At 71.4% G+C, this 21459-nt stretch carries 19 protein-coding genes; 12 read left to right on the top strand and 7 right to left on the bottom strand.

The window, feature by feature from the left end:
• Window positions 1-59 precede the first annotated feature (59 nt).
• Window positions 60-1076 (top strand): ATP-binding cassette domain-containing protein, encoded by a 1017-nt coding sequence (locus ACWCRD_RS23680; RefSeq protein ID WP_450967774.1) that lies wholly within the window; start codon window positions 60-62, stop codon window positions 1074-1076.
• Window positions 1073-1849: an ABC transporter permease gene (locus ACWCRD_RS23675; protein ID WP_450967773.1), complete on the top strand. Its 777-nt coding sequence runs from the start codon at window positions 1073-1075 to the stop codon at window positions 1847-1849. Before ACWCRD_RS23680 ends, ACWCRD_RS23675 begins: the two co-directional genes overlap by 4 nt.
• A 70-nt stretch (window positions 1850-1919) precedes the next feature.
• Here ACWCRD_RS23675 and ACWCRD_RS23670 read toward each other — a convergent pair whose 3' ends face one another.
• From ACWCRD_RS23670 to ACWCRD_RS23660, 3 genes are all read right to left on the bottom strand, one after another.
• Window positions 1920-2768: a siderophore-interacting protein gene (locus ACWCRD_RS23670; RefSeq protein WP_450967772.1), complete on the bottom strand. Its 849-nt coding sequence runs from the start codon at window positions 2766-2768 to the stop codon at window positions 1920-1922.
• 102 nt (window positions 2769-2870) lie between these two features.
• Window positions 2871-3800, bottom strand: a complete 930-nt coding sequence (locus tag ACWCRD_RS23665; RefSeq protein WP_450967979.1) for a 5'-3' exonuclease — start codon at window positions 3798-3800, stop codon at window positions 2871-2873.
• Window positions 3801-3821: 21 nt separating this feature from the next.
• A complete protein-coding gene (locus ACWCRD_RS23660) occupies window positions 3822-4175 on the bottom strand; it encodes a hypothetical protein (RefSeq protein ID WP_450967771.1) in 354 nt (117 codons plus the stop codon).
• A gap of 138 nt (window positions 4176-4313) precedes the next feature.
• Here ACWCRD_RS23660 and ACWCRD_RS23655 point away from each other — a divergent pair, with 138 nt between their 5' ends.
• From ACWCRD_RS23655 to ACWCRD_RS23640, 4 genes are all read left to right on the top strand, one after another.
• Complete coding sequence (locus tag ACWCRD_RS23655; protein WP_450967770.1) at window positions 4314-5363, top strand: quaternary amine ABC transporter ATP-binding protein; 1050 nt, start codon at window positions 4314-4316, stop codon at window positions 5361-5363.
• A complete protein-coding gene (locus ACWCRD_RS23650) occupies window positions 5356-7965 on the top strand; it encodes an ABC transporter permease/substrate binding protein (RefSeq protein WP_450967769.1) in 2610 nt (869 codons plus the stop codon). Before ACWCRD_RS23655 ends, ACWCRD_RS23650 begins: the two co-directional genes overlap by 8 nt.
• Window positions 7966-8649: 684 nt before the next feature.
• The gene (locus ACWCRD_RS23645) at window positions 8650-9225 is read left to right on the top strand and encodes a helix-turn-helix domain-containing protein (protein WP_450967768.1); all 576 of its coding nucleotides are present in this window, start codon (window positions 8650-8652) and stop codon (window positions 9223-9225) included.
• A gap of 5 nt (window positions 9226-9230) precedes the next feature.
• Entirely contained in the window at window positions 9231-9950 is a 720-nt protein-coding gene (locus tag ACWCRD_RS23640; RefSeq protein WP_450967767.1) for a helical backbone metal receptor, read from the top strand.
• Here the strand turns inward: ACWCRD_RS23640 and ACWCRD_RS23635 are convergent.
• Complete coding sequence (locus ACWCRD_RS23635) at window positions 9862-11034, bottom strand: TDT family transporter (RefSeq protein ID WP_450967766.1); 1173 nt, start codon at window positions 11032-11034, stop codon at window positions 9862-9864. The genes ACWCRD_RS23640 and ACWCRD_RS23635 overlap by 89 nt on opposite strands.
• Window positions 11035-11103: 69 nt before the next feature.
• Between ACWCRD_RS23635 and ACWCRD_RS23630 the strand changes: the two genes are divergently transcribed.
• Window positions 11104-12027 carry a LysR family transcriptional regulator gene (locus ACWCRD_RS23630; RefSeq protein WP_450967765.1) on the top strand — a complete coding sequence of 308 codons (924 nt, stop codon included), beginning with the start codon at window positions 11104-11106 and terminating at the stop codon, window positions 12025-12027.
• A 68-nt stretch (window positions 12028-12095) separates the two neighbouring features.
• Window positions 12096-13061, top strand: coding sequence for an aminoglycoside phosphotransferase family protein (locus ACWCRD_RS23625; RefSeq protein WP_450967764.1), 966 nt, complete (start codon window positions 12096-12098; stop codon window positions 13059-13061).
• Here the strand turns inward: ACWCRD_RS23625 and ACWCRD_RS23620 are convergent.
• Window positions 13036-13749: a gamma-glutamyl-gamma-aminobutyrate hydrolase family protein gene (locus ACWCRD_RS23620; RefSeq protein ID WP_450967763.1), complete on the bottom strand. Its 714-nt coding sequence runs from the start codon at window positions 13747-13749 to the stop codon at window positions 13036-13038. The two genes, ACWCRD_RS23625 and ACWCRD_RS23620, sit on opposite strands and share 26 nt — an antisense overlap.
• An 85-nt stretch (window positions 13750-13834) precedes the next feature.
• On the bottom strand, window positions 13835-14569 hold the full coding sequence (locus ACWCRD_RS23615) for a FadR/GntR family transcriptional regulator (protein ID WP_450967762.1): 735 nt from the start codon (window positions 14567-14569) through the stop codon (window positions 13835-13837).
• 95 nt (window positions 14570-14664) lie between these two features.
• Here ACWCRD_RS23615 and ACWCRD_RS23610 point away from each other — a divergent pair, with 95 nt between their 5' ends.
• Genes ACWCRD_RS23610 through ACWCRD_RS23595 form a run of 4 tightly spaced genes read left to right on the top strand, consistent with a single transcriptional unit; the run spans window position 14665 to window position 19449 of the window.
• Window positions 14665-16023: a glutamine synthetase family protein gene (locus ACWCRD_RS23610; protein WP_450967761.1), complete on the top strand. Its 1359-nt coding sequence runs from the start codon at window positions 14665-14667 to the stop codon at window positions 16021-16023.
• Between the two features lie 8 nt (window positions 16024-16031).
• On the top strand, window positions 16032-17396 hold the full coding sequence (locus ACWCRD_RS23605; RefSeq protein ID WP_450967760.1) for an aldehyde dehydrogenase family protein: 1365 nt from the start codon (window positions 16032-16034) through the stop codon (window positions 17394-17396).
• Between the two features lie 6 nt (window positions 17397-17402).
• Window positions 17403-18185, top strand: a complete 783-nt coding sequence (locus ACWCRD_RS23600; protein WP_450967759.1) for a 3-oxoacyl-ACP reductase — start codon at window positions 17403-17405, stop codon at window positions 18183-18185.
• Between the two features lie 25 nt (window positions 18186-18210).
• The gene (locus ACWCRD_RS23595) at window positions 18211-19449 is read left to right on the top strand and encodes a haloacid dehalogenase-like hydrolase (protein WP_450967758.1); all 1239 of its coding nucleotides are present in this window, start codon (window positions 18211-18213) and stop codon (window positions 19447-19449) included.
• A gap of 25 nt (window positions 19450-19474) precedes the next feature.
• On the opposite strand, the gene ACWCRD_RS23590 is transcribed toward ACWCRD_RS23595, so the two are convergent.
• Window positions 19475-20677, bottom strand: a complete 1203-nt coding sequence (locus ACWCRD_RS23590) for an amino acid deaminase/aldolase (RefSeq protein WP_450967757.1) — start codon at window positions 20675-20677, stop codon at window positions 19475-19477.
• Window positions 20678-21459: the final 782 nt, after the last annotated feature.

Here is a 21459-nt window from a genome sequence, read left to right as displayed (position 1 = left end):
TCTTCAAGCGGACGGATCAGTTGTCATCCGCTGTCATCCGCTCATTCAGGAGAGCTGTCGTGAGTGCTACCCGTGCGCCCGCAGTGCAGGCGCGCCAGCTGATCAAGACCTACCCCGGTGAGGTCACCGCCCTGTGCGGCATGGACGTCACCGTCGAACCGGGCACCGTCTTCGGGCTCCTCGGCCCCAATGGCGCCGGCAAGTCCACCACCGTCAAGATCCTCACCACCCTCGCGCAGCCCGACTCGGGTACGGCCACCGTCGCCGGGCACGACGTGCTGCGCCACCCGGACCGGGTGCGCCGCGCGATCGGCGTGGTCGCCCAGGCCTCCGGCGCCGATCCGGTCGCCACCGGCCGCGAGAACCTCCAACTCCAGGGCAGGCTCTACGGGTTGAGGGGCGCCACCCTGAGCAGGCGGGTCGACGAGCTGCTCGACCGCTTCAGCCTCGCCGACGCCGCGAAGCGTCCGGTCAAGGGCTACTCCGGCGGTATGCGACGCCGACTCGACGTCGCCCTCGGTCTGGTGCACCGGCCCGAGGTGCTCTTCCTCGACGAACCCACCACCGGCCTGGATCCCGAGGCCCGCACGGCCATGTGGGACGAGATCGACCGGCTGGCGGGGGAGGAGGGGCTGACGATCCTGCTCACCACGCACTACCTCGAGGAGGCCGACCGGCTCGCCGAGCGCATCGCCATCGTCGACCGCGGCCGAGTCGTCGTCGAGGGCACTCCGGACTCCCTCAAGGGCGAACTCCGCGGCGAAGCCGTCCACTTGGAGATCAGGGAGCCGGTCGGTGAGGCCGGCCGTACGCTCCTCAAAGGCGCCCTCGGTGCTCTGCCCGGGATGCACGAGGTGCTGATCGACGGGCGCCGGGTCAGCGTCCGCGCCGACGACGGGGCCGCGGCCGTACCCGCACTGCTCGGGGCGCTGGAGCGGGCCGGGGTGGGGGTCGCCGCCGCGACCGTCGCCCGGCCCTCCCTCGACGACGTCTACCTCCGTTACGCCGGCCGTCGATACTCGGAGGCCGACGCCGAAGCCACCGAGAGCCTCGTCCTCGCCGGAGGTGCGCGATGAGCACGGCGGTTTCCCAGACCTGGTACATGACGCAGCGTCAGCTCATGGTGTTCACCCGGCAGCCGGCGTACGCGGTCATCACGCTGATCCAGCCGGTGATCTGGCTGTTCCTGTTCGGCAACCTCTTCAAGAAGGTGGTCGAGCTGGGTGGCTTCGGGACCACGACATACCTCGACTACCTCGTGCCGGGCGTGGTCGTGATGAGTGCGCTCAGCTCCAACATGTGGGCCGGGATGGGCACCTTGGAGGAGATCCAGCGGGGCACGCTCAACCGCTTCCTGACCACCCCGGTCAGCCGGGCCGCGCTGATGAACGGCAACGTCGTCAACAACGGCCTGGTCACCGCGTTCCAGTCGGTCGTCATCGTGCTGCTCGCGCTTGCGGGCGGCGCCGACTACCCGGGCGGCATCGGCGGCATCGCGATCCTGGTCGTTGCCTCCGTGCTGCTCGGCACGATCTTCGGGGCGCTGTCCAACGCGCTGGGCATGCTGGTGCGGGAGCGGGAGTCGATCATCGGCATCAACACCTTCCTGCTGCTGCCGCTGACGTTCCTGTCGAGTGCCTTCATGGCGCCGTCCCAGATGCCGTCCTGGATGCGGCGCATCGCCGACTTCAACCCGCTCAACTGGGCGATGGTCGCGGGTCGTTCGGCACTGTCCGAGCACCCCGACTGGGGCGACGTGCTCAGCCGCGGCGGGGCGCTGCTGGCGCTCGCGGTGGCGGCGGTGTGGCTGTCGATCCGGACCTTCCGCTCGTACCAGCGGTCGGTGTGAGCACACCTCTCGGTGCGACGGCAATGGCGAAGGGGCGGCACCTCGTCGAGGTGCCGCCCCTTCGGACGTCTCACGCGGCGGACGCCGCGCGCTCCTGCTCCGCTTCGATGCGCGCGTTCCACTCCCGCTTGGAGGCCTGCCAGCCGTCCTCGTTGTGGCCGAGCCGCCAGTAGCCGGAGATCGACAGGTCCTCGCGCGGGATCGCCAGGTCGCAGCGCAGCAGCTGGCGCAGCTCCTTCACGAAGTGCGCCTCGCCGTGCACGAACGCATGCATCCGGCCCTCCGGGAACCGCAGCGACCGCACGGCCTCGACCAGCGCCTCGCCGACGGGGCGGTCCCCGCGGTGCAGCCAGACGACCTCCACATCGGAGTCGATCTTCTGCTCCTCCTCGGGGCCCGAGACCTCCACGAAGGCGTGCGCCGTGACGCCCTCGGGCAGCGACTCCAGGGAGCGGGCGATCGCCGGCAGGGCGCTCTCGTCGCCGACGAGCAGATGCCAGTCGGCGCTGATGTCCGGGGCGTAGGCGCCGCCCGGGCCCATGAAGTGCACGGTCTCGCCCGGCTGGACGCGCGCCGCCCACGGGCCGGCCAGGCCCTCGTCACCGTGGATCACGAAGTCCAGCGTCAGTTCACGGTGGACCGGGTCCCAGGCCCGCACGGTGTACGTCCGGGTCACCGGCCACTGCTCGCGCGGAAGTTCCTCGCGGATGCGCTCCAGATCGAAGGGCTCGGGATAGGCAACGCCCTCGCTCGGCGGGAACAGCAACTTCACATAGTGGTCGGTGCAGGTGTCTGCCGCGAACCCGGCCAGACCCTCGCCACCGAGGACCACGCGCTGCATGTGCGGAGTCAGCCGTTCCGTGCGCACGACCTGCGCCGACTGGGCCTTCCGCGGCTTCCGTGCCGGGCGTTCTGCCATGGCGGCCTCCCTGTTCCCAAGCTTAGGTTTACCTAAGTTAGCATCTTCCCGCAGTTAACACCTCTCCCATGAAGACTTGATGAGTACGCGTCGCCGGAAACGTCACATCCCCAGCGTCGTCAGCAGACGCTGCAGCGAGCCGCCCAGCCCCCACCGCACCGCCAGCTCGTCCAGTGCCGCCGAGTCGCGCGGGGCGTGCGGCAGGGCCGTGTCCACGTCCGGCAGCGGCACGTCGCCGGCGACCCTGACGACCTTCGGGGCCACGGCGACGTACGGCCGCGCCTCGTCCAGCCGCTTGCGCTGCGACGGGGTGAGCTTCGCCTTCGGGTCCTCGACCGCGGCCATGATCCCGGCCAGGTCCCCGAACTCGGCGAGCAGCTTCGCGGCCGTCTTCTCGCCGATGCCCGGAACCCCCGGCAGGCCGTCGCTCGGGTCGCCGCGCAGCAGCGCCAGATCCGCGTACCCCGCGCCGTCCACCCCGTACTTCTCGCGCAGCCAGGCCTCGTCGGTGAGCTGCAGCATGCCGACGCCCTTGAGCGGGTAGAGCACGCGCACCCCTCGCGCGTCGTCCACCAGCTGGTACAGGTCGCGGTCGCCGGTGACGATGTCGACCGGGCCCTCCGCCCGCGCGGTGAACGTGCCGATCACGTCGTCCGCCTCGTACGGCTCGACGCCCACGCGCGCGATGCCGAGCGCGTCGAGGACCGCCTCGATGACCGGCACCTGCGGGGAGAGCGTGTCCGGCACCTCCTCCTCGTCCGGGCCCACCTCGTGCTCCTCGGCGACGCGGTGCGCCTTGTAGGAGGGGATCAGGTCGACCCGCCACTGCGGGCGCCAGTCCGCGTCCATGCACGCCACCAGGTGGTCGGGGCGGTGGTCCTTGACCAGGCGGTCGATGAATTCGAGGAGCCCGCGCACGGCGTTCACCGGGGTGCCGTCCGGGGCCTTCACGGACTCCGGCACGCCGAAGTAGGCGCGGAAATAGAGCGAGGCGGTGTCGAGGAGCATCAGTCGTCCGGTCACGCCTCGCATCATGCCGTACGGCACTGACAGTCACCCGCCGGCGAGCAGCCACCGCCAGCGCGGACGTTCGGTCACCAGGGTGGCGCCGGCCAAGAGCGACACGAGCACGGCCGCCCAGGCGGGAAGCAGCCACCATGCGGAGATCACGGCCGCGACGAGCTGGAGCAGTACGAGCAGGACAGTGCCCCAGCCCGGCACGGCGACGACGACCTTCTCCTTGTCGCCGGGAGTCGAGAAGACGGTCGGCAGACCGATCAGCACCAGCACCGCGAGGACGGCGAGCGGCCAGGAGTGCGGCCACAGCGCCCAGGGCGTGGCGATCCAGGCCACCAGCTCCGTCGCGAAGCGGAGCACCGACGCGCGTGTGTCGTCCGATCGTTCCACGCCCGTCCCCCCACCCCGATGTGAAGCACCGGCGGCGATCCTACGCACTGGTTGTGAACTAAACCACTTCCGCGTTTGTCCTGGTCGGCCGGGGGCAGGCGCGGCCCTTGTCCCCCCACCCCGTGATGAGAGGCAGACGTGTCATCCAGGCTAGAGGCCGAACATCTCTACAAGGTGTTCGGCAGACGACCCGACGACGCAGTCGAGCGGCTCCGACAGGGAGCCGACCGGGAGGAGCTGCGCGCCGACGGCACCACGGCCGCCGTGATCGACGCGTCCTTCACCGTGGAGCCGGGCCAGATCTTCGTCGTCATGGGCCTGTCCGGCTCCGGCAAGTCCACGCTGCTGCGCATGCTCAACGGCCTGCTGGAGCCCACCGCCGGACAGGTCCGCTTCGACGGCCAGGACCTGACCGCGCTCGGCGACCGTGAACTGCGTGCGGTACGCGCCCGGAAGATCAGCATGGTCTTCCAGCACTTCGCGCTGTTCCCGCACCGCAGCGTCCTCGAGAACGCCGGCTACGGCCTGGCCGTGCAGGGCGTGCCCCGCGCCGAGCGCGAGCAGCGCGCCGGCGAGGCGCTGGCCCTGTGCGGACTGGCCGGCTGGGAGAAGTCCTGGCCCGACGAGCTGTCCGGCGGCATGCAGCAGCGCGTCGGCCTCGCCCGCGCCCTCGCCACCGACGCCGATCTGCTGCTGATGGACGAGTCGTTCAGCGCCCTTGACCCGCTGATCCGCCGCGACATGCAGGACCAGCTGCTGGAACTGCAGCGGAGCCTGAAGAAGACCATCGTCTTCATCACCCACGACCTGAACGAGGCCATGCGCCTGGGCGACGGCATCGCCGTCATGCGCGACGGCCGTATCGTCCAGACCGGCACCGCCGAGGACATCCTGCTGCGGCCCGCGAACGACTACGTCGCCTCCTTCATCCAGGACGTCGACCGCTCCCGTGTACTGACCGCGTCCGCCGTCATGGACACGGACGTACAGGGCGACGAGGCCGACTGCGGCTGCACGAGCGACTGCGAGACCGCGACGCCCGACACACCGTTCACCGAACTCTGCGCGATGAGCGCCCGGACGACGCACCCCGTGGCCGTCCTGGACTCCCAGCACAAACTAGTCGGAGTGGTCCCGACCCAGCGCCTGGTCGCCTTCCTCGGCAACGAGGAGGCCGTCCATGCCTAGGATCCCGCTCGGTGACTGGGTCAACAGCACCGTCGACTGGCTGCTGGCCCATGTGTCCTGGCTCTTCGACTTCTTCAAGGCCGTCTTCTCGGGCACCTACGACGGCATCAACGCCGTGCTGCAGGCTCCCGAACCCCCGCTGCTCGCGGGCATCCTCGCCGTGCTCGCGTTCTGGCTGCGCGGCACCCTCGCAGGTGTACTGACCTTCGTGGGATTCGCCTTCATCGACTCCCTCGAACTGTGGGACGACGCGATGGTCACCCTGTCGCTCGTCCTCGTCGCCACCATCATCGCGCTGGTGATCTCGGTGCCCGTCGGCATCTGGGCCGCGCGCTCCAACCGGGTCAGCGGGCTCGTCCGGCCCGTCCTGGACTTCATGCAGACGCTGCCCGCGATGATCTACCTCATCCCGGCGATCCTGTTCTTCGGCACCGGCGCCTCCGCGGGCATCGTCGCCACGCTGATCTTCGCGCTCGCCCCCGGCGTGCGCATGACGGAACTGGGCATCCGCCAGGTCGACAAGGAACTCGTGGAGGCCGCCGAGGCCTTCGGCACCTCGCCCCGGGACACCCTGCTGCGCGTCCAGCTGCCCCTCGCCCTGCCGACCGTCATGGCCGGTGTGAACCAGGTCATCATGCTCGGCCTGTCCATGGCCGCGATCGCCGGCATGGTCGGTACCGGCGGCCTCGGCGGCGACGTCAACGAGGCCATCGGCCAGCTCAACGTGGGCCTCGGCTCCGAGGCCGGTGTCGCGATCGTCATCCTCGCGATCTACCTCGACCGGATGACCAGCGCCCTGGGTACCCATGTCTCCCCGCTGGGACGCCGCGCCGCCGCCAAGGCCCGCGCCGCCCAGGGCCTGAAGATCTGGTCCTACCGGCCCAGTCCGCAGATCGCGGTGATCGGTGTCGTGATCCTCGCGCTCGTCGCGGGCGGCATGGGCGTCTTCGGAGGCAACAGCGGCCCCACCCCGGTGGCCGACGGCAAGAACGTAGGCCAGGGCAAGAAGATCAGCATCGGCTACATCCCCTGGGACGAGGGCGTCGCCTCCACCTACCTCTGGAAGGAGATCCTCGAAGAGCGCGGCTACCAGGTGGACGCCAAGCAGTTCGACGCCGGCCCGCTCTACACCGCTCTCGCCCAGGGCACCGTCGACTTCCAGACCGACGCCTGGCTGCCGACCACGCACGCCCAGTACTGGAAGAAGTACGGCAGCAAGCTCGACGACCTCGGCGCCTGGTACGGCAAGACCTCCCTGGAGCTGAGCGTCCCCTCCTACATGAAGGACATCGACTCCCTGGACGACCTCAAGGGCAAGGCGGGCACCTTCGGCGGGAAGATCACCGGCATCGAGTCCAGCGCCGGCGAGATGGCCCTGCTCAAGAGCAAGGTCCTGAAGGACTACGGCCTCGACAAGGAGTACAAGGTCGTCGACAGCTCCACCCCGGCGATGCTGGCCGAGCTCAAGCGGGCGTACAGCCAGAAGCAGCCCATCGTCGTCACCCTCTGGTCGCCGCACTGGGCGTACAACGACTACAAGCTGAAGAAGCTGAAGGACCCCAGGGGCGCCTGGGGTGAGGGCGACGGTGTGCACACGCTCGCCCGCAAGGGCTTCGCGGGCGACAACCCCGTCGTCGGCAAGTGGCTGAAGAACTTCAAGATGAGCGAGAAGCAGCTCACCAGCCTCGAGGCCGAGATCAACAAGGCGGGCAAGGGCAAGCAGCAGGACGCCGTGCGCGCCTGGCTGAAGGAAAATCCGGGGTTCGTGGACAAGGCCGCCCCCGTCCCGCACAACACCACCTCCGCCGAGGCCAAGCGGCCCGTGAACGTCGCCTGGTTCCCCTGGGACGAGGACATCGCCGTCACCTACCTCTGGAAGAACGTCCTGGAGCGGCGCGGCTACCAGCTCAACCTCAAGCAGATGGACGTCGGCCCGGTCTACACCGGACTCGCCTCCGGCGACCTCGACGTCAACTTCGACGCCTGGCTGCCGTACGCGCAGAAGAACTACTGGGACAAGTCCAAGGACAGACTCAAGGACCTCGGCACCTGGTACCAGCCGACCTCGCTGGAGGTCGCCGTGCCCTCGTACGTCAAGGGGGTGAAGTCCTACGAGGACCTCAAGGGCAAGGCGGGCCTCTTCGGCGGGAAGATCATCGGGATCGAACCGGGCACCGGTGAGATGAACCTGCTCAAGACGAAGGTGCTGCCCGGCTACGGCCTGGACAAGGAGTACAAGGTCGTCGACGGCTCCACCCCGGCGATGCTGGCCGAGCTCAAGCGCTCCTACGCCCAGAAGAAGCCCGTCGCCGTGGTGCTGTGGTCGCCGCACTGGGCGTACAGCCGGTACGGCCTGACCAAGCTGAAGGACGACAAGAAGCTCTTCGGCGAGGGCAACACGATCCGCACCATCTCCAACGAGAAGTTCCCCGAGCAGTACCCGCAGCTCACCAAGTGGATCAAGAACTTCAGGATGAGTGAGGCCGAGCTCGGCAGCCTGGAGGCCGAGATCAACCAGCGCGGCCAGGGGCACGAGGAGGAGGCCGTCGCCGCCTGGCTCAAGGAGCATCCGGACATGGTCGGCCGGATGACACCTCAGTAGGCACGCTTCCGTCGGAAAGCACGCGCGCGTGGGCGGTCCGTTTCGCGACGGGCCGCCCACGCGCGCGTGAAGGGCGTACGAAAAGGATCCGGCCAACCACGGAGCGCCATGTCATCGCCCAAGCCTCGTCGCTCACCGGGCCGGAAGTGCCGGGCGCACATGCACCGCGCCGCGCACCCTGGTCGGCCGGGCCGAAGCGGCCCCCGACGTCACCTCGATGCATGGCGGCACCATCGAACTGACCAGCCATGACCGGCCGGACCGCGGCACGGGGCGCCAACTGGGCGCCGCGCCGCCGACGTAGGCAACCGGCCGACGTATGCCCGCGATCCCTGCACCCGGCGGGCCGACCGGAGCCTCACCCGCACGCCCGCAGGCAGCCGATCCCGCACCGACCGCCGACCGCCCCCGCCGCCGGCCCCGCCCGCCCTCCGGCCCCGCTGGTCAGCGGCTTCGTCCCGAAGGAGGAATCCGCGCCCGGCGAGTGGGCAGAGCCCATCCGCGGGTCAGAGTTGGCGAATTGACCGCACGCGGTGTTTACGGGGATGTGACGGGCGCGTGAAACGGTTTGCCGAACCTGCGTAAGGTGCAGAGAACGCATCAGAAGAGCCGCGCCCGGACACCGGTGCACGGCACACGGAACCGCGCCGATACGGACCACGAGCGAAGGAGGGAGCCGGAGCGATGGGCGACCACAAAGACGACCAGAAGGATCAGCCCCTGCGAGTGGGCGCGGCCGTGCGGCGACGCCGTCGGACGCTGCAGCTCACCCTCGCCGTGGTGGCCGGGCGCAGCGGCCTGTCGGTTCCCTTCCTGAGCCAGATCGAGAACGACCGGGCGCGGCCCAGCAGAACGTCCCTGGAGAAGGTCGCCGACGCCCTGCGCACCACCGCCGTGGAACTCCTCGCCGCCGCCGACCCGGCGTGCAGCGTCGACGTCGTGCGCGCCGAGCCCGAGCCGGTGGCCGAGCCGCGGGTGCGTTCACTGGTGCGGGGGCACCATCAGATGCACGCCTCGGAGTTCACCGGGGACCATGACGCGGGCCGTGAATTCCAGTACCGCAACGACCAGTTGATGTATGTCGCCGACGGCGCGGTGGAGATCGAGGCCGAGGGGCGGGCCTACCGGCTCGGCCGCGGCGACACGCTGTATCTGACGGGCGGCGTGCGCCACCGGTGGCGGGCGACCGTGTCGGACACGCGTGTGGTCGTCGTCGCGGTGGCCGAGCACGTCGAGGCGGTCCAGAACCGGTCGCGGTAGTGCCGGTGCGTGTCGTCTCCCTCGTCCCGTCACTGACGGAGGCGATCGCGGTCTCGGTCCCCGGCGCCCTGGTCGGCGCGACCGACTGGTGCACGCACCCCGCCGACCTGGACGTCTCCCGTATCGGCGGCACCAAGAACCCGAATCTCGACCGCATCCTCGCGCTCGCCCCCGACCTGGTGGTGGCCAACGCGGAGGAGAACCGGGAGTCCGACCTGGCGGCGCTGCGCGCGGCGGGCGTCGAGGTCCTGGTGACGGTGGTGTGTGACATGCCGCAGGCGTTCGCGGAGCTCGCCCGGGTGCTGGAGGCCTGCGGGGCGGCCTCCCGCCCCCGCTGGCTCGACCAGGCCGAGACGACCTGGTCCCGTCTGCCGCGCCCCGAGCACCGTACGACGGCCGTGGTCCCGATCTGGCGCCGGCCCTGGATGGTCCTGGGCCGGAACACCTTCGCGGGCGACGTACTCTCCCGCCTCGGCGTCGACCACCTCTACGCCACCCACCCCGACCGCTACCCCCGCATCCCCCTGGACGACCTGCGGGCGGCCGCCCCGGACGTCGTCGTACTGCCGGACGAGCCCTACCGCTTCACTGCCGACGACGGTCCGGAGGCGTTCCCGGGCCTGAAGTGCGCGTTGGTCAGCGGACGCCATCTGACCTGGTACGGACCGTCGTTGACCGAGGCGCCGCGGGTGCTGGGCGAGGCGCTGCGAGCAGCGCTCCGCTGACCAGGCCGCGGGCGGTGTGCAGGGCGGCGGTGCCCCAGGCGGCGACGAGCAGGACGTACAGCATGACCGCGAACCAGTCGTATGCGACGAGCCCGGTGCGCCGGGCGAGCGCCTCGGCGCCGGTGACGCAGGTCCCCACCGGGAAGGTGAAGCCCCACCACGTCATCGCGAAGCCCATGCCCTGCCGCCGCGCCCGCACCACATGCGCGGTGGCGAACACCAGCCAGAGCAGCGCGAAGCCCATGACCGGCACGCCGTACAGGACGGCGAGGATGCCGAATCCCTCGCTGTACGGCGCCGGTACGACCCCCGGTGCCACGTCCGCGAACCTGGCGACCGCGGTCGTGGACTGTCCGAGCGGTCCGAGCACCAGGAACAGCGTCGGGGTCAGGGCGAGGGGCAGCGGGCCCCCGGTGATCAGCCGGCCGAAGATCACCGGCAGCATCAGCAGGGTCGCGAGGAGACTGAGCCCGAACATCGCGAAGCAGGCGAAAAGGAGCGTCTCCCGGGCCTGCCCGGCCGGCAGGTGCGGCACGAGGAGCGGCCCGAGCGCCGCGGACACCATGGGCGCGACGACGGGCAGCAGCCAGACCGGCGTGACCTGGTCCGGCTCGACCTTGTGTCGTACGGCCATGAGGTACGGCACGGCGACGGCCGCCGCGAGCCCCACCACCGTCCCGGCGGTGAACAGCACGGCGTCGAGAAGGAGCGCGTCGTGCGGTCCGATCCAGTCCCGGCCGACTATGACGGCGCCGCCGCCGACGGCCAGCAGGGCCATGGCGAGACACCCGTAGAACGGTGCCGTCGCCGGGTCGAGGAGGTGGGCGCGGGCCTGGTCGCGGTGATGCCTCCAGTGCAGGGCGCGGGCGGCGAGCAGAGCGAGCAGGAGGCCGAGTGAGAGGGCCCAGACGGCCGCGCAGGCGGTGCGCAGGCCGGGAACGCCGAGGGGAAGCGCCGACCCTGCGGTGGCGACGATGGCGGTGCCCATGACGGTGGCGTACCAGTTGGGCCCGAGGTGGCGGACGGCCGTGGCGCGCGGATGGCGTGCGGTGGCACGCGGAAGGGGCTGGACTGCGATGACCATGCCTCACGGTCTCGCTGCCGATTCGCCGCGACCAGGGAGTGTGTCTCTATGAGGACATAAGCTGAAGTTATGAGTAACAGGGAGGACCCGCCGGCCGTCGCCGTCTCGCTGGCGCATCGGGTGCCCGATCTCGGGGCGCTGGAGCTGCTGCTGGCGGTGGCGCGGCTCGGCAGTCTGGGCGGGGCCGCGCGGGAGGTGGGCATCACCCAGCCGGCGGCGAGCAGCCGGATCCGGTCCATGGAAAGGCAGTTGGGTGTGGCCCTCGTCGACCGTTCACCGCGCGGCTCCCGCCTCACGGACGCCGGTGCGCTGGTCACGGACTGGGCGCGGCGGATCGTCGAGGCGGCGGAGGCCTTCGACGTGGGGGCGCAGGCGCTGCGGGACCGGCGGGACTCCCGGCTGCGGGTGGCGGCGAGCATGACCATCGCCGAGTACCTGCTGCCCGGCTGGCTGTTGGCGCTGCGCGCCCAGCGACCCGACACGGCGGTGTCCCTGCTTGCGGGCAACTCGGCGGCGGTGGGGGAGCGGTTGCTGTCGGGCGAGGCCGATCTGGGTTTTGTGGAGGGGGTCAGTGTGCCGCCCGGGCTGGACTCGACGGTGATCGCCCACGACCGTCTGATCGTGGTGACCGCACCGGGGCATGCGTGGGCCCGGCGCCGGCGTCCGCTGGAAGCCTCGGAACTGGCGGCGACGCCGCTGATCCTCCGCGAGAAGGGGTCGGGGACCCGGCAGGTCCTCGATGCGGCACTGGGCGGGCTGGCGCGGCCGCTGATCGAGCTGTCGTCGACGACTGCGGTGAAGGCTGCGGCGGTCAGTGGCGCGGGGCCCGCGGTGCTGAGTGAGCTGGCGGTGGGGGAGGAGCTTGCGATGCGGCGCCTGGTGTCGGTGCCGGTCGACGGCGTCGCGCTGGCCAGGGATCTGCGGGCGGTGTGGCCGACGGGGCATCGGCCGGTGGGGCCGGCGAGGGAGCTGTTGTCGCTGACCCGCGGGTGACGACCTTTCCTCGGCGGGGGCGAAAAACGCTTGGCGCGGTGGCACCACCGGCCCTCACCATGAACCCCATGATCACCCCCGCCCCGCCCGCCGCAGGCGTCCGCACACCCTGGGAGGCACTCCCGGCCCCCGTGCGCAACGCCGTCGCAGACGTGCTCGGCGGCACCCCCGTCGTGCACGCCGTCACCCAACCCGGCGGCTTCTCCCCAGGCACAGCCGCCCGCATCCGAACCGCCGACGGTCGCCGCGCCTTCGTCAAGGCGGTGAGCGCGGACACCAACCCGCACAGCCCCACCCTGCACCGCACCGAGGCCCGCCACACCGCAGCCCTCCCGCACACCGTCCCCGCACCCCGCCTCCTCGGCACCTACGACGACGGCACCTGGGTCGCCCTGGTCCTGGAGGAGATCCCCGGCCGCCAGCCCCATGTCCCTTGGCGGAAGCGGGAGTTGGAGCGAGTCCTCGACGCCGTGGCGGAGCTCAGCCGCACCCTCTCCCCGTCCCCGGTGGACGCCCCGCCCGTCGCCGAGGCCCTCGCCGACGACTTCTCCGGCTGGCAGCGCCTGCGCGCACAGGAGGCGCACGAACTCCGCGGCCGCCTGGACGAATGGGCCCTCGCCCATCTGTCCCGCCTCGCGGAGCTGACCGCCGACTGGGCGGCCGGCGCCTCCGGCGACACCCTCGCCCACGCCGACCTGCGTGCCGACAACATGCTGATCACCGCTGACGACCGCGTCGTCTTCGTCGACTGGCCGCACGCGGTACGTGCGGCGCCCTGGTTCGACCTGCTGGTGATGCTGCCCTGTGTCAGGGCCCAGGGCGGACCGGACCCGGAGGAGGTGTTCACCGCCCATCCCCTCGGCCGGGAGGCGGACCCGGCAGCCGTCACCGCCGCTCTGGCCGCGCTGGCCGGCTACTTCGTCGCGCACGCCCTGCAGCCGCCGCCACCCGGCCTCCCCACCCTGCGCGCCTTCCAGCGGGCCCAGGGCGACGTCGCCCTCGCCTGGCTCAGGAGACGGCTGAAGGCCTCGTAGCCGAAGAAGCCGCCTCCACCAGCGCCCGCATCACCCGCAGGTCGTTCCCCATCTCCGGATGCCACTGCACGCCCAGCACCCAGCCGTCGGCGGACGGCAGTTCCAGTGCCTCCACCGTCCCGTCCGCCGCGTGGGCCGAGGGGATCAGGCCGGTGCCGAGACGGTCGACGGCCTGGTGGTGATAGGCCGGTACGGAGGTCTCCTCGGGGACGGCGGCGGCGTACCGGGTGCCGGGCACCGGCTTGACCGGGTGGTGGCCGAAGACGCCGACGACCTCGGCGTGGCCGTCGATGTGCTGGACCAGCGTGCCGCCCAGGGCGACGTTCAGGAGTTGCATGCCCCGGCAGATGCCCAGCAGGGGGATCCCGGCGGCCAGGGCTGCATCGATCAGCGCCAGTTCCCAGGCGTCCCGGGCACGGGCCGGCGGGCCGGTCCGGGGATGGGGCTCCGCGCCGTAATGGACCGGCTCGACGTCCGGGCCGCCCGCGATCACCAGACCGTCGAGACGCGCGACGGCCGCGCAGGCGTGCTCCGGCGCGTCCGGCGGCAGCATCGCGGCCAGTCCGCCCGCCCGCTGCACCAGCCGCGGGTAGCCGGCCGGCAGCAGCGCGGCCTCCAGCTCCCACACGCCCCAGCGCGCCCCGGCCTCCAGATACGTACTGATGCCGATCAGTGGCCCGTCCGCCATGCGCCCTCCCGGTCCTGCAAAGGATTGTATTCGTACCTTTGTCGAGAGGTGCCCTGGAAGGCAAGGCCCCCGGGAAAGCCGCTCCTCACGCCAGGAAGCCCCTGAGCAGCGCCGCCGTCCCCGCGCAGTGCTCCCGCATCATCTCCCGCGCCCCCTCCGCGTCCCCGTCCAGGACCGCCTCCACCAGCGCGACGTGCTGCCGCTGCGAGTGCTCCAGGTTGCGGACGAGCAGCGGGATGCAGTCGAGCAGGTCGTTCACCGTCGCCCGGACCGCCGCGTACTGCGCGGTCAGCGTCGGCGATCCGCACAGCTCGGCCAGCGTCAGATGCAGCATCGTGTCCAGCCGCCGGTAGTCGGCGAGCGGGGCGTCGCCCGTGCGGGCCAGCGCCTCGCGCAGGCGGTCCGCCTGCTCCTTGCCCAGACCGTGCGTCGCGCACAGCCCCGCCGCCCCGACCTCCAGGACCTCCCGGAAACGCAGGACGTCCTCGATGTCGACCTCGGCGACCCGGCGCCGCAGCTCGTCCTCGCCGCCCGCGTCCGCGCGCGGCAGGACGAACGTGCCGCCGTAGCGGCCGCGCCGGGACTCCACCAGACCCTGGTCCTGCAGCACCTTCAGCACCTCGCGCAGGGTCACCCGGCTGATCCCGAGCCGCTCCGCCAGTTCCCGCTCGGCCGGCAGCCGCTCGCCCCCCGGCACCAGGCCCAGTCGCACGACCTGCAGGATCTGCTCCAGAGCCTCCTCGAAGCCGTTGCCCGCGCGCACCGGCCGCAGTACCGGTGTGAGCCGGTCCTCCAGGCTGCCGTCCGGATCCAGCGACATCCCGCCGCACCCCCTTCCCAAGCAATGGTTCTCCGCAATACCTTATGGCTTCCGGCCCGGCCGAAAAAGCGCCGAAGCCCGAAGGAGGCTCTCCCGTGGCAGACCGCACACCCCCGCTCAGCGTCGAGGAGCTGCATGCCCTCGTCGCGAGCGGTGAGATCGACACTGTCGTCCTGGCTTTCCCCGACATGCAAGGGCGGCTCCAGGGCAAGCGGTTCGCCGCACGTTTCTTCCTCGACGAGGTCCTCCACCACGGCACCGAGGGCTGCAACTACCTCCTCGCCGTCGACACCGAGATGAACACGGTCGACGGCTACGCGATGTCCTCCTGGGAACGCGGCTACGGCGACTTCGCCATGCACCCGGACCTGCGCACCCTGCGCCGGGTGCCGTGGAACGCCGGTACGGCCATGCTGATCGCCGACCTCGCCTGGAACGACGGCTCGCCCGTGGTCGCCGCCCCGCGGCAGATCCTGCGCCGCCAGCTGGAGCGCCTCGCCGAGCACGGCTTCACCGCCCAGGTCGGCACCGAGCTGGAGTTCATCGTCTTCAAGGACACCTATGAGCAGGCCTGGGACGCCAATTACAGAGGCCTGACTCCGGCCAACCAGTACAACATCGACTATTCGGTGCTGGGCACGGGACGCATCGAGCCCCTGCTGCGCCGTATCCGCAACGAGATGGCGGGCGCGGGACTGACGGTCGAGTCAGCCAAGGGCGAGTGCAACCCCGGCCAGCACGAGATCGCCTTCCGCTACGACGACGCCCTCGTCACCTGCGACCAGCACGCCATCTACAAGACCGGCACCAAGGAGATCGCCGCCCAGGAGGGCGTGTCGATCACCTTCATGGCCAAGTACAACGAGCGGGAGGGCAACTCCTGCCACATCCACCTCTCGCTGGCGGACGCGGCCGGGAACAACGCGATGGCCGGCCCCGACGGCATGTCCGACGTCATGCGGTACTTCCTCGCCGGCCAGCTCGCCGCCCTGCGCGACTTCTCGCTCCTGTACGCCCCCAACATCAACTCCTACAAGCGGTTCCAGCCGGGCTCCTTCGCCCCGACCGCCGTCGCCTGGGGTTACGACAACCGCACCTGTGCGCTGCGGGTCGTCGGCCACGGCCGCTCGCTGCGCTTCGAGAACCGGCTGCCGGGCGGTGACGTCAACCCGCACCTCGCCGTCGCCGGGCTGGTCGCGGCCGGACTGTACGGCATCGAGCAGAAGCTGGAGCTGCCCGAGGCCTGTGCGGGGAACGCGTACACCGCCGAGTACGAGCACGTCCCGACCACCCTGCGCGAGGCCGCCGAGCTCTGGGAGAACAGCCCCATCGCCAAGGCCGCCTTCGGCGACGAGGTCGTCGCGCACTACCGCAACATGGCGCGCGTCGAGCTCGAGGCCTTCGACGCCGCGGTGACCGACTGGGAGCTGCGCCGCTCCTTCGAACGCATGTGAGGCCCCTGTTGTCTGCCGAGCACGAACTCTTCGTACTGAACCCCGCCACCGAGGAGGTCGTCGCCACCGTCCCCGCCGCCGACGCGGCCGAGGTGGACCGCGCCGTCGCCCGCGCGGTGGCCGCCCAGCGGACCTGGGCGGCCGCCGCACCGGCCGACCGGGCCAGGCTGCTGCGCCGCTTCGCCGACGTCGTCGACGCGCACGTCGAGGAGCTGGCCCAGCTGGAGGTCCGCGAGGCGGGCCACGTCCTCGGCAACGCCCGCTGGGAGGCCGGCAACGCCCGTGACCTCCTGCTGTACTCCGCGGGCGGCGCCGAACGCCTCCTCGGCAAGCAGATCCCCGTCACCGGCGGCTGGGACGTCACCTTCCAGGAGCCGCTCGGCGTGGTCGGCGTCATCGCCCCCTGGAACTTTCCGATGCCCATCGCCGCCTGGGGCTCCTTCCCGGCCCTCGCCGCGGGCAACGCGGTCGTCCTCAAGCCCGCCGAGGCCACCCCGCTGACCGCCCTGCGCCTGGCCGAACTCGGCCTGGAGGCGGGCCTGCCGGAGCACGTCTTCCAGGTCGTCCCGGGCTACGGCCACACCGCCGGCCGTGCCCTCGTCGACCACCCCGACGTGGCGAAGGTCGTGTTCACCGGCTCCACCCGCACCGGCCGCGAGGTCATGGAGCGCTGCGCCCGGCTGGTCAAGCCGGTCACCCTCGAACTCGGCGGCAAGAGCCCCAACATCGTCTTCGCCGACGCCGACCTCAGGACCGCCGTCGACCCCTTCTCCTTCCTGGACAACTCCGGCCAGGACTGCTGCGCCCGCACCCGGATCCTGGTCCAGGAAGCGGTGTACGACGAGGTCCGCGAGCTGCTCGCCGACGCGCTGGCGTCCATCGTCGTGGGCGACCCTGCCGACGAGAAGACCCAGATGGGACCGCTGATCAGTCGTCAACAGCTGGACCGGGTGCGGTCGTTCGTGTCCGACGACGCTCCGGCCCTGCGCGGGAACGCCCCGGACGGGCCCGGTTTCTGGTTCCCGCCGACCGTCCTCACCGGCGAGCGGCACGACTCCGCCGCGGCCCGCGAGGAGATCTTCGGACCCGTCGCCGTCCTGCTGCCCTTCACCGACGAGGCCGACGCGATCCGCCTCGCCAACGACACCCCGTACGGACTGGCCGGCTCCCTGTGGACCCGCGACCTGGGGCGGGCCCTGCGCGTCTCGCGGGCCGTCCGCGCCGGCAACCTCTCCGTCAACTCCCACTCCAGCGTCCGCTACTGGACCCCCTTCGGCGGCTTCAAGCAGTCCGGCCTGGGCCGCGAACTCGGCCCGGACGCCCTGACCGCCTTCACCGAAACCAAGAACATCTTCATCAGCACGGAGGCCTGACCACTCATGACCGAAGACAACATCTGCCGCCGCCTGGTGGGCCGTACGGCCGTCATCACCGGAGCCGGCAGCGGCATCGGCCTCGCCACCGCGCGCCGGCTCGCCTCCGAGGGCGCGAACATCGTCTGCGGCGACGTCGACGAGGCCCGCGGCAAGGCGGCCGCCGACGAGGTCGGCGGGACCTTCGTGAAGGTCGACGTCACCGACGCCGAGCAGGTCGAGGCCCTCTTCAAGACGGCCTTCGACACCTACGGCAGCGTCGACATCGCCTTCAACAACGCGGGCATCTCCCCGCCCGACGACGACTCCATCCTGGAGACCGGCCTGGAGGCCTGGAAGCGCGTCCAGGAGGTCAACCTCACCTCCGTCTACCTGTGCTGCAAGGCCGCCATCCCCTACATGCGGCAGCAGGGCAAGGGCTCCATCATCAACACGGCGTCCTTCGTGGCCCGGATGGGTGCCGCCACCTCCCAGATCTCGTACACGGCCTCCAAGGGCGGTGTGCTCGCCATGTCCCGCGAGCTGGGCGTGCAGTTCGCCCGCGAGGGCATCCGCGTGAACGCCCTGTGCCCGGGCCCGGTCAACACCCCGCTCCTCCAGGAACTGTTCGCGAAGGACCCCGAGCGGGCCGCCCGCCGCCTGGTGCACATCCCGGTCGGCCGGTTCGCCGAGGCCGAGGAGATCGCCGCCGCCGTCGCCTTCCTGGCCAGCGACGACTCCTCCTTCGTCAACGCCACCGACTTCCTGGTGGACGGCGGAATCGCGGGCGCGTACGTCACGCCCCTGTAGGGACGAAACGGTACGGTCCACGCGTATGCGACCCCTTCTCGCGTGGACCCTGGCCGCGGCCGCCGCCCTGGCGGCCGCGCCCACCGCACCTTCCGTCTTCCCGCACTCGAACTGCCCCCGCCTGACCGGCATCTGGTACGGCGACAACCGCGCCCGCCTCCAGCAGGTGATCGACGAACGCGGAACCTGCTCGGGAGCCGGCGGCCACCCGGTCGCCGTCTTCGACTGGGACAACACCGTCACCAAGAACGACGTCACCGACGCCACCCTCTCGTGGTCCCTCAGGCACGACCGACTCCTGCGCCCGGCCCGCTGGAAGGACACCAGCCCCTGGCTCACGGACGCAGCCGACCGCGCCCTGACCGAGGCCTGCGGCGCCGGCACCCCGGAACCACTGCGCACCTCGACCAGTGCCCGCTGCACGGACGAGATCCTCGACATCCGCGAGAACGCCACCACCGCGAGCGGTGCCCCCGCCTTCGCCGGCACCTGGAACCACCGCCGCACCGTCCCGCAGTACGCCTGGGTTCCCCAGCTCTTCACCGGCCGCACACCCGCCGAACTGGCCTCCTATGCCCGCCAGGCCCGCACCGAGGCCCTGGCGGCGCCCCTCGGCGCCACCCGCACCCTCGGCACCCACACCGTGCCCGCCTACGTCCGCTACTACGACCAGCAGCGCGACCTCATCCGCACCCTCCAACGGGCCGGGTTCGACGTCTACATCGTCTCCGCGGGCTCCGAGCCGATCACCGAGGTCTGGTCCCGGGCCATCGGCATCGACCCCGCCCACACCATCGCCATCCGCTCGCTCCTCGACCGCCGCGGCCGCATCACCCCCAGCAACCAGGGCTGCGGCAACGTCCCCGCGACCCGCGGCACGGCGATCCCGTACATCGACGGCAAACGCTGCTGGATCAACCAGGAGATCTACGGCGTCCACGGCGCCGCAGCCTGGCAGCGGCAGCCGTGGCCCCGGCGCCCGGTCCTGGCGGCCGGGGACGCCGACACGGACGTCACCTTCGTCGGCGACGCGACCGGCGCGCACCTCGTCCTCAACCGCAACAAGCCGGAACTGATGTGCCGGGCCTACGACAACGCCGACGGCCGCTGGCTGATCAACCCCATGTTCATCGACCCCCTGCCGCGCAGGCCGGACCCGTACCCGTGCTCGACCAAGGCCCACAACGCGTCGGACGGCGCCAAGGACGCCCTCCTGCGGGACGACGGCTTCGTGGTCCCGGACCAGGCGGACACCGTGTACTGACCGGCAGCGACCGCTGGTGTACCGGCTAGAGGAAGGTGTGGCCCTCCCCGCGGTACGTCGGGACGGTCGCCGTCACCGCATCCCCCTCGACCAGATGCAGCACGTCGAAGCGCTCGCACAGCTCACCGGCCTTGGCGTGCCGGAACCACACCTTGTCGCCGATCAGCAGGTCGTCCGCGGGGGAGCCGAGCAGCGGGGTCTGCACCTCGCCGGGCCCCTCCTGCGGGTCGTAGCGCAGCCCCGAGGGCAGGTACGGGACGGGCAGCCGGTCGCTGCCGGCCGCACCGGAGGCGGGATATCCGCCGCCGAGGACCGTCACCACCCCCACCCCTGGCCGGCGTACGACGGGCTGGGCGAACAGGGCCGCCGGACGCCCGCTGAACGAGGTGTAGTTGTCGAACAGCCGGGGCACGTACAGGCCCGAGCCGGCACCGATCTCGGTGACGGCGTCCTCGGCGGCGGTGTGCTGCACACTGCCGGTACCGCCGCCGTTGACGAACTCCAGATCGGGTACGACGGCCCGCACCGCACGCACCACCTCGCCGCGCCGCTCGGCGAGCTCCCGGCGGGCCGTCGCCTGCATGAGCCGTACGGCACGCGACCGCAGCGGCCGCCCGGCGACGGAGTCACCGACGCCCGCGATGTGGCCCTCGTACGCCATGATCCCCACGACCTTGAACCCCGGCCGCCGGGCCACGAGCCGGGCCATGTCGGCGACCTGGGCGGGCGAGTGCAGCGGCGAGCGGCGCGCCCCGACGCGCACGCGCCCCCCGAACAGCTTCAGAGCGGTGTCCAACTCCAGGCAGACCCGGATGACTTCACGCCCGCCGTCGCGGGCCTCGTCGATGAGCCTCAGCTGTGCGGGATCGTCGATCATGACGGTCACGGCGGCGGCGAGCTTGGGGTCGGAGGCCAGTTCGGCGAAGCGGGCGCGGTCCGCGGACGGATAGGCGAGCAGGATGTCGTCGAAGCCGCCGCGCGCCAGCCACAGGGACTCGGCGAGGGTGAACGACATGATGCCCGCGAAGCCGTCCCTCGCGAGGACCCGCTCCAGCAGGGCCCGGCAGCGGACGGACTTGCTGGCGACCCGGATCGGCTTGCCGCCAGCGCGGCGCACGAGGTCGTCCGCGTTGGCGTCGAAGGCATCCAGGTCCACGATGGCGAGAGGGGCGTCGAGATGGGCGGTGGCCCGGTCGTAACGGACCCGGTCGGCGGCGCGCGCAGTCATGAACGAAGCCTGCCAGACAGGATTACCGCAGGGTAGGGGGACGTTCCGGGCAGATGCCTCGTGCTCGTGGACTGGTTCCCGTATCGACAGGGGCAGCCCGTAGAGTGACGCGCACGTACGGCGGAACGGCGGCGGTTGCACATGCATCCGGATGCCGGTCCGTTCGTGCGGGTATGCGTGCCCGGGACGGACTGGCCCGGCGTCGATCGGTTGAGCGCAAGGACGACGGCCCGCGTACAGGTAGACGGCCCGGGCGCGAGGAAACGGGGGGCGCATGAGCACGGAAGCGGAGCACGCCTCCATTCCGCCGCGTCCTGCCCAGCCGCCGACGGTCGGGTCGTCGCCGTCGGAAAGCCGGCCGCAGGACGCCGAGACGGCCTCCGGCGGGGCCTGGTCCCCGTGGCGAGGCTCCGAACGCTTCGAGGCCTTCGGTCGCCGTACCCCCTCCACGGGTTCGAACGCCGAGCCCGAACCGACCCGGGACGGTGTGGTGGGGGGCGAGGCCTGGTCGAGCCCGCAGACCCCGCCCGCGCCGCAGGCCTCGGCCCGCTTCCCGGACGCCCCTCCGGCGGCCGACCACGAGGAGGCCCGCACCCCCGTACCCCCACGCCCGAGCCACCGCCCCACACCGATCCCCCCGACCACTCCTCACGCTTCCGCAGCTTCGGGCACGCGATCGCCTTCCGTACGTGCGGCTTCGGGTTCTGGTTCGGCTGTTCCGCCGAGTCCGGATGCATCGGCTGGTTCGCGTGCGCCGTCGGGATCGTCGTCGCCGTCTGCTG

The organism is Streptomyces sp. NPDC002092, assembly GCF_053593775.1.
Note: the sequence above shows the minus strand (reverse complement) of the source record. Positions and strands in the feature narration are given on the sequence as shown.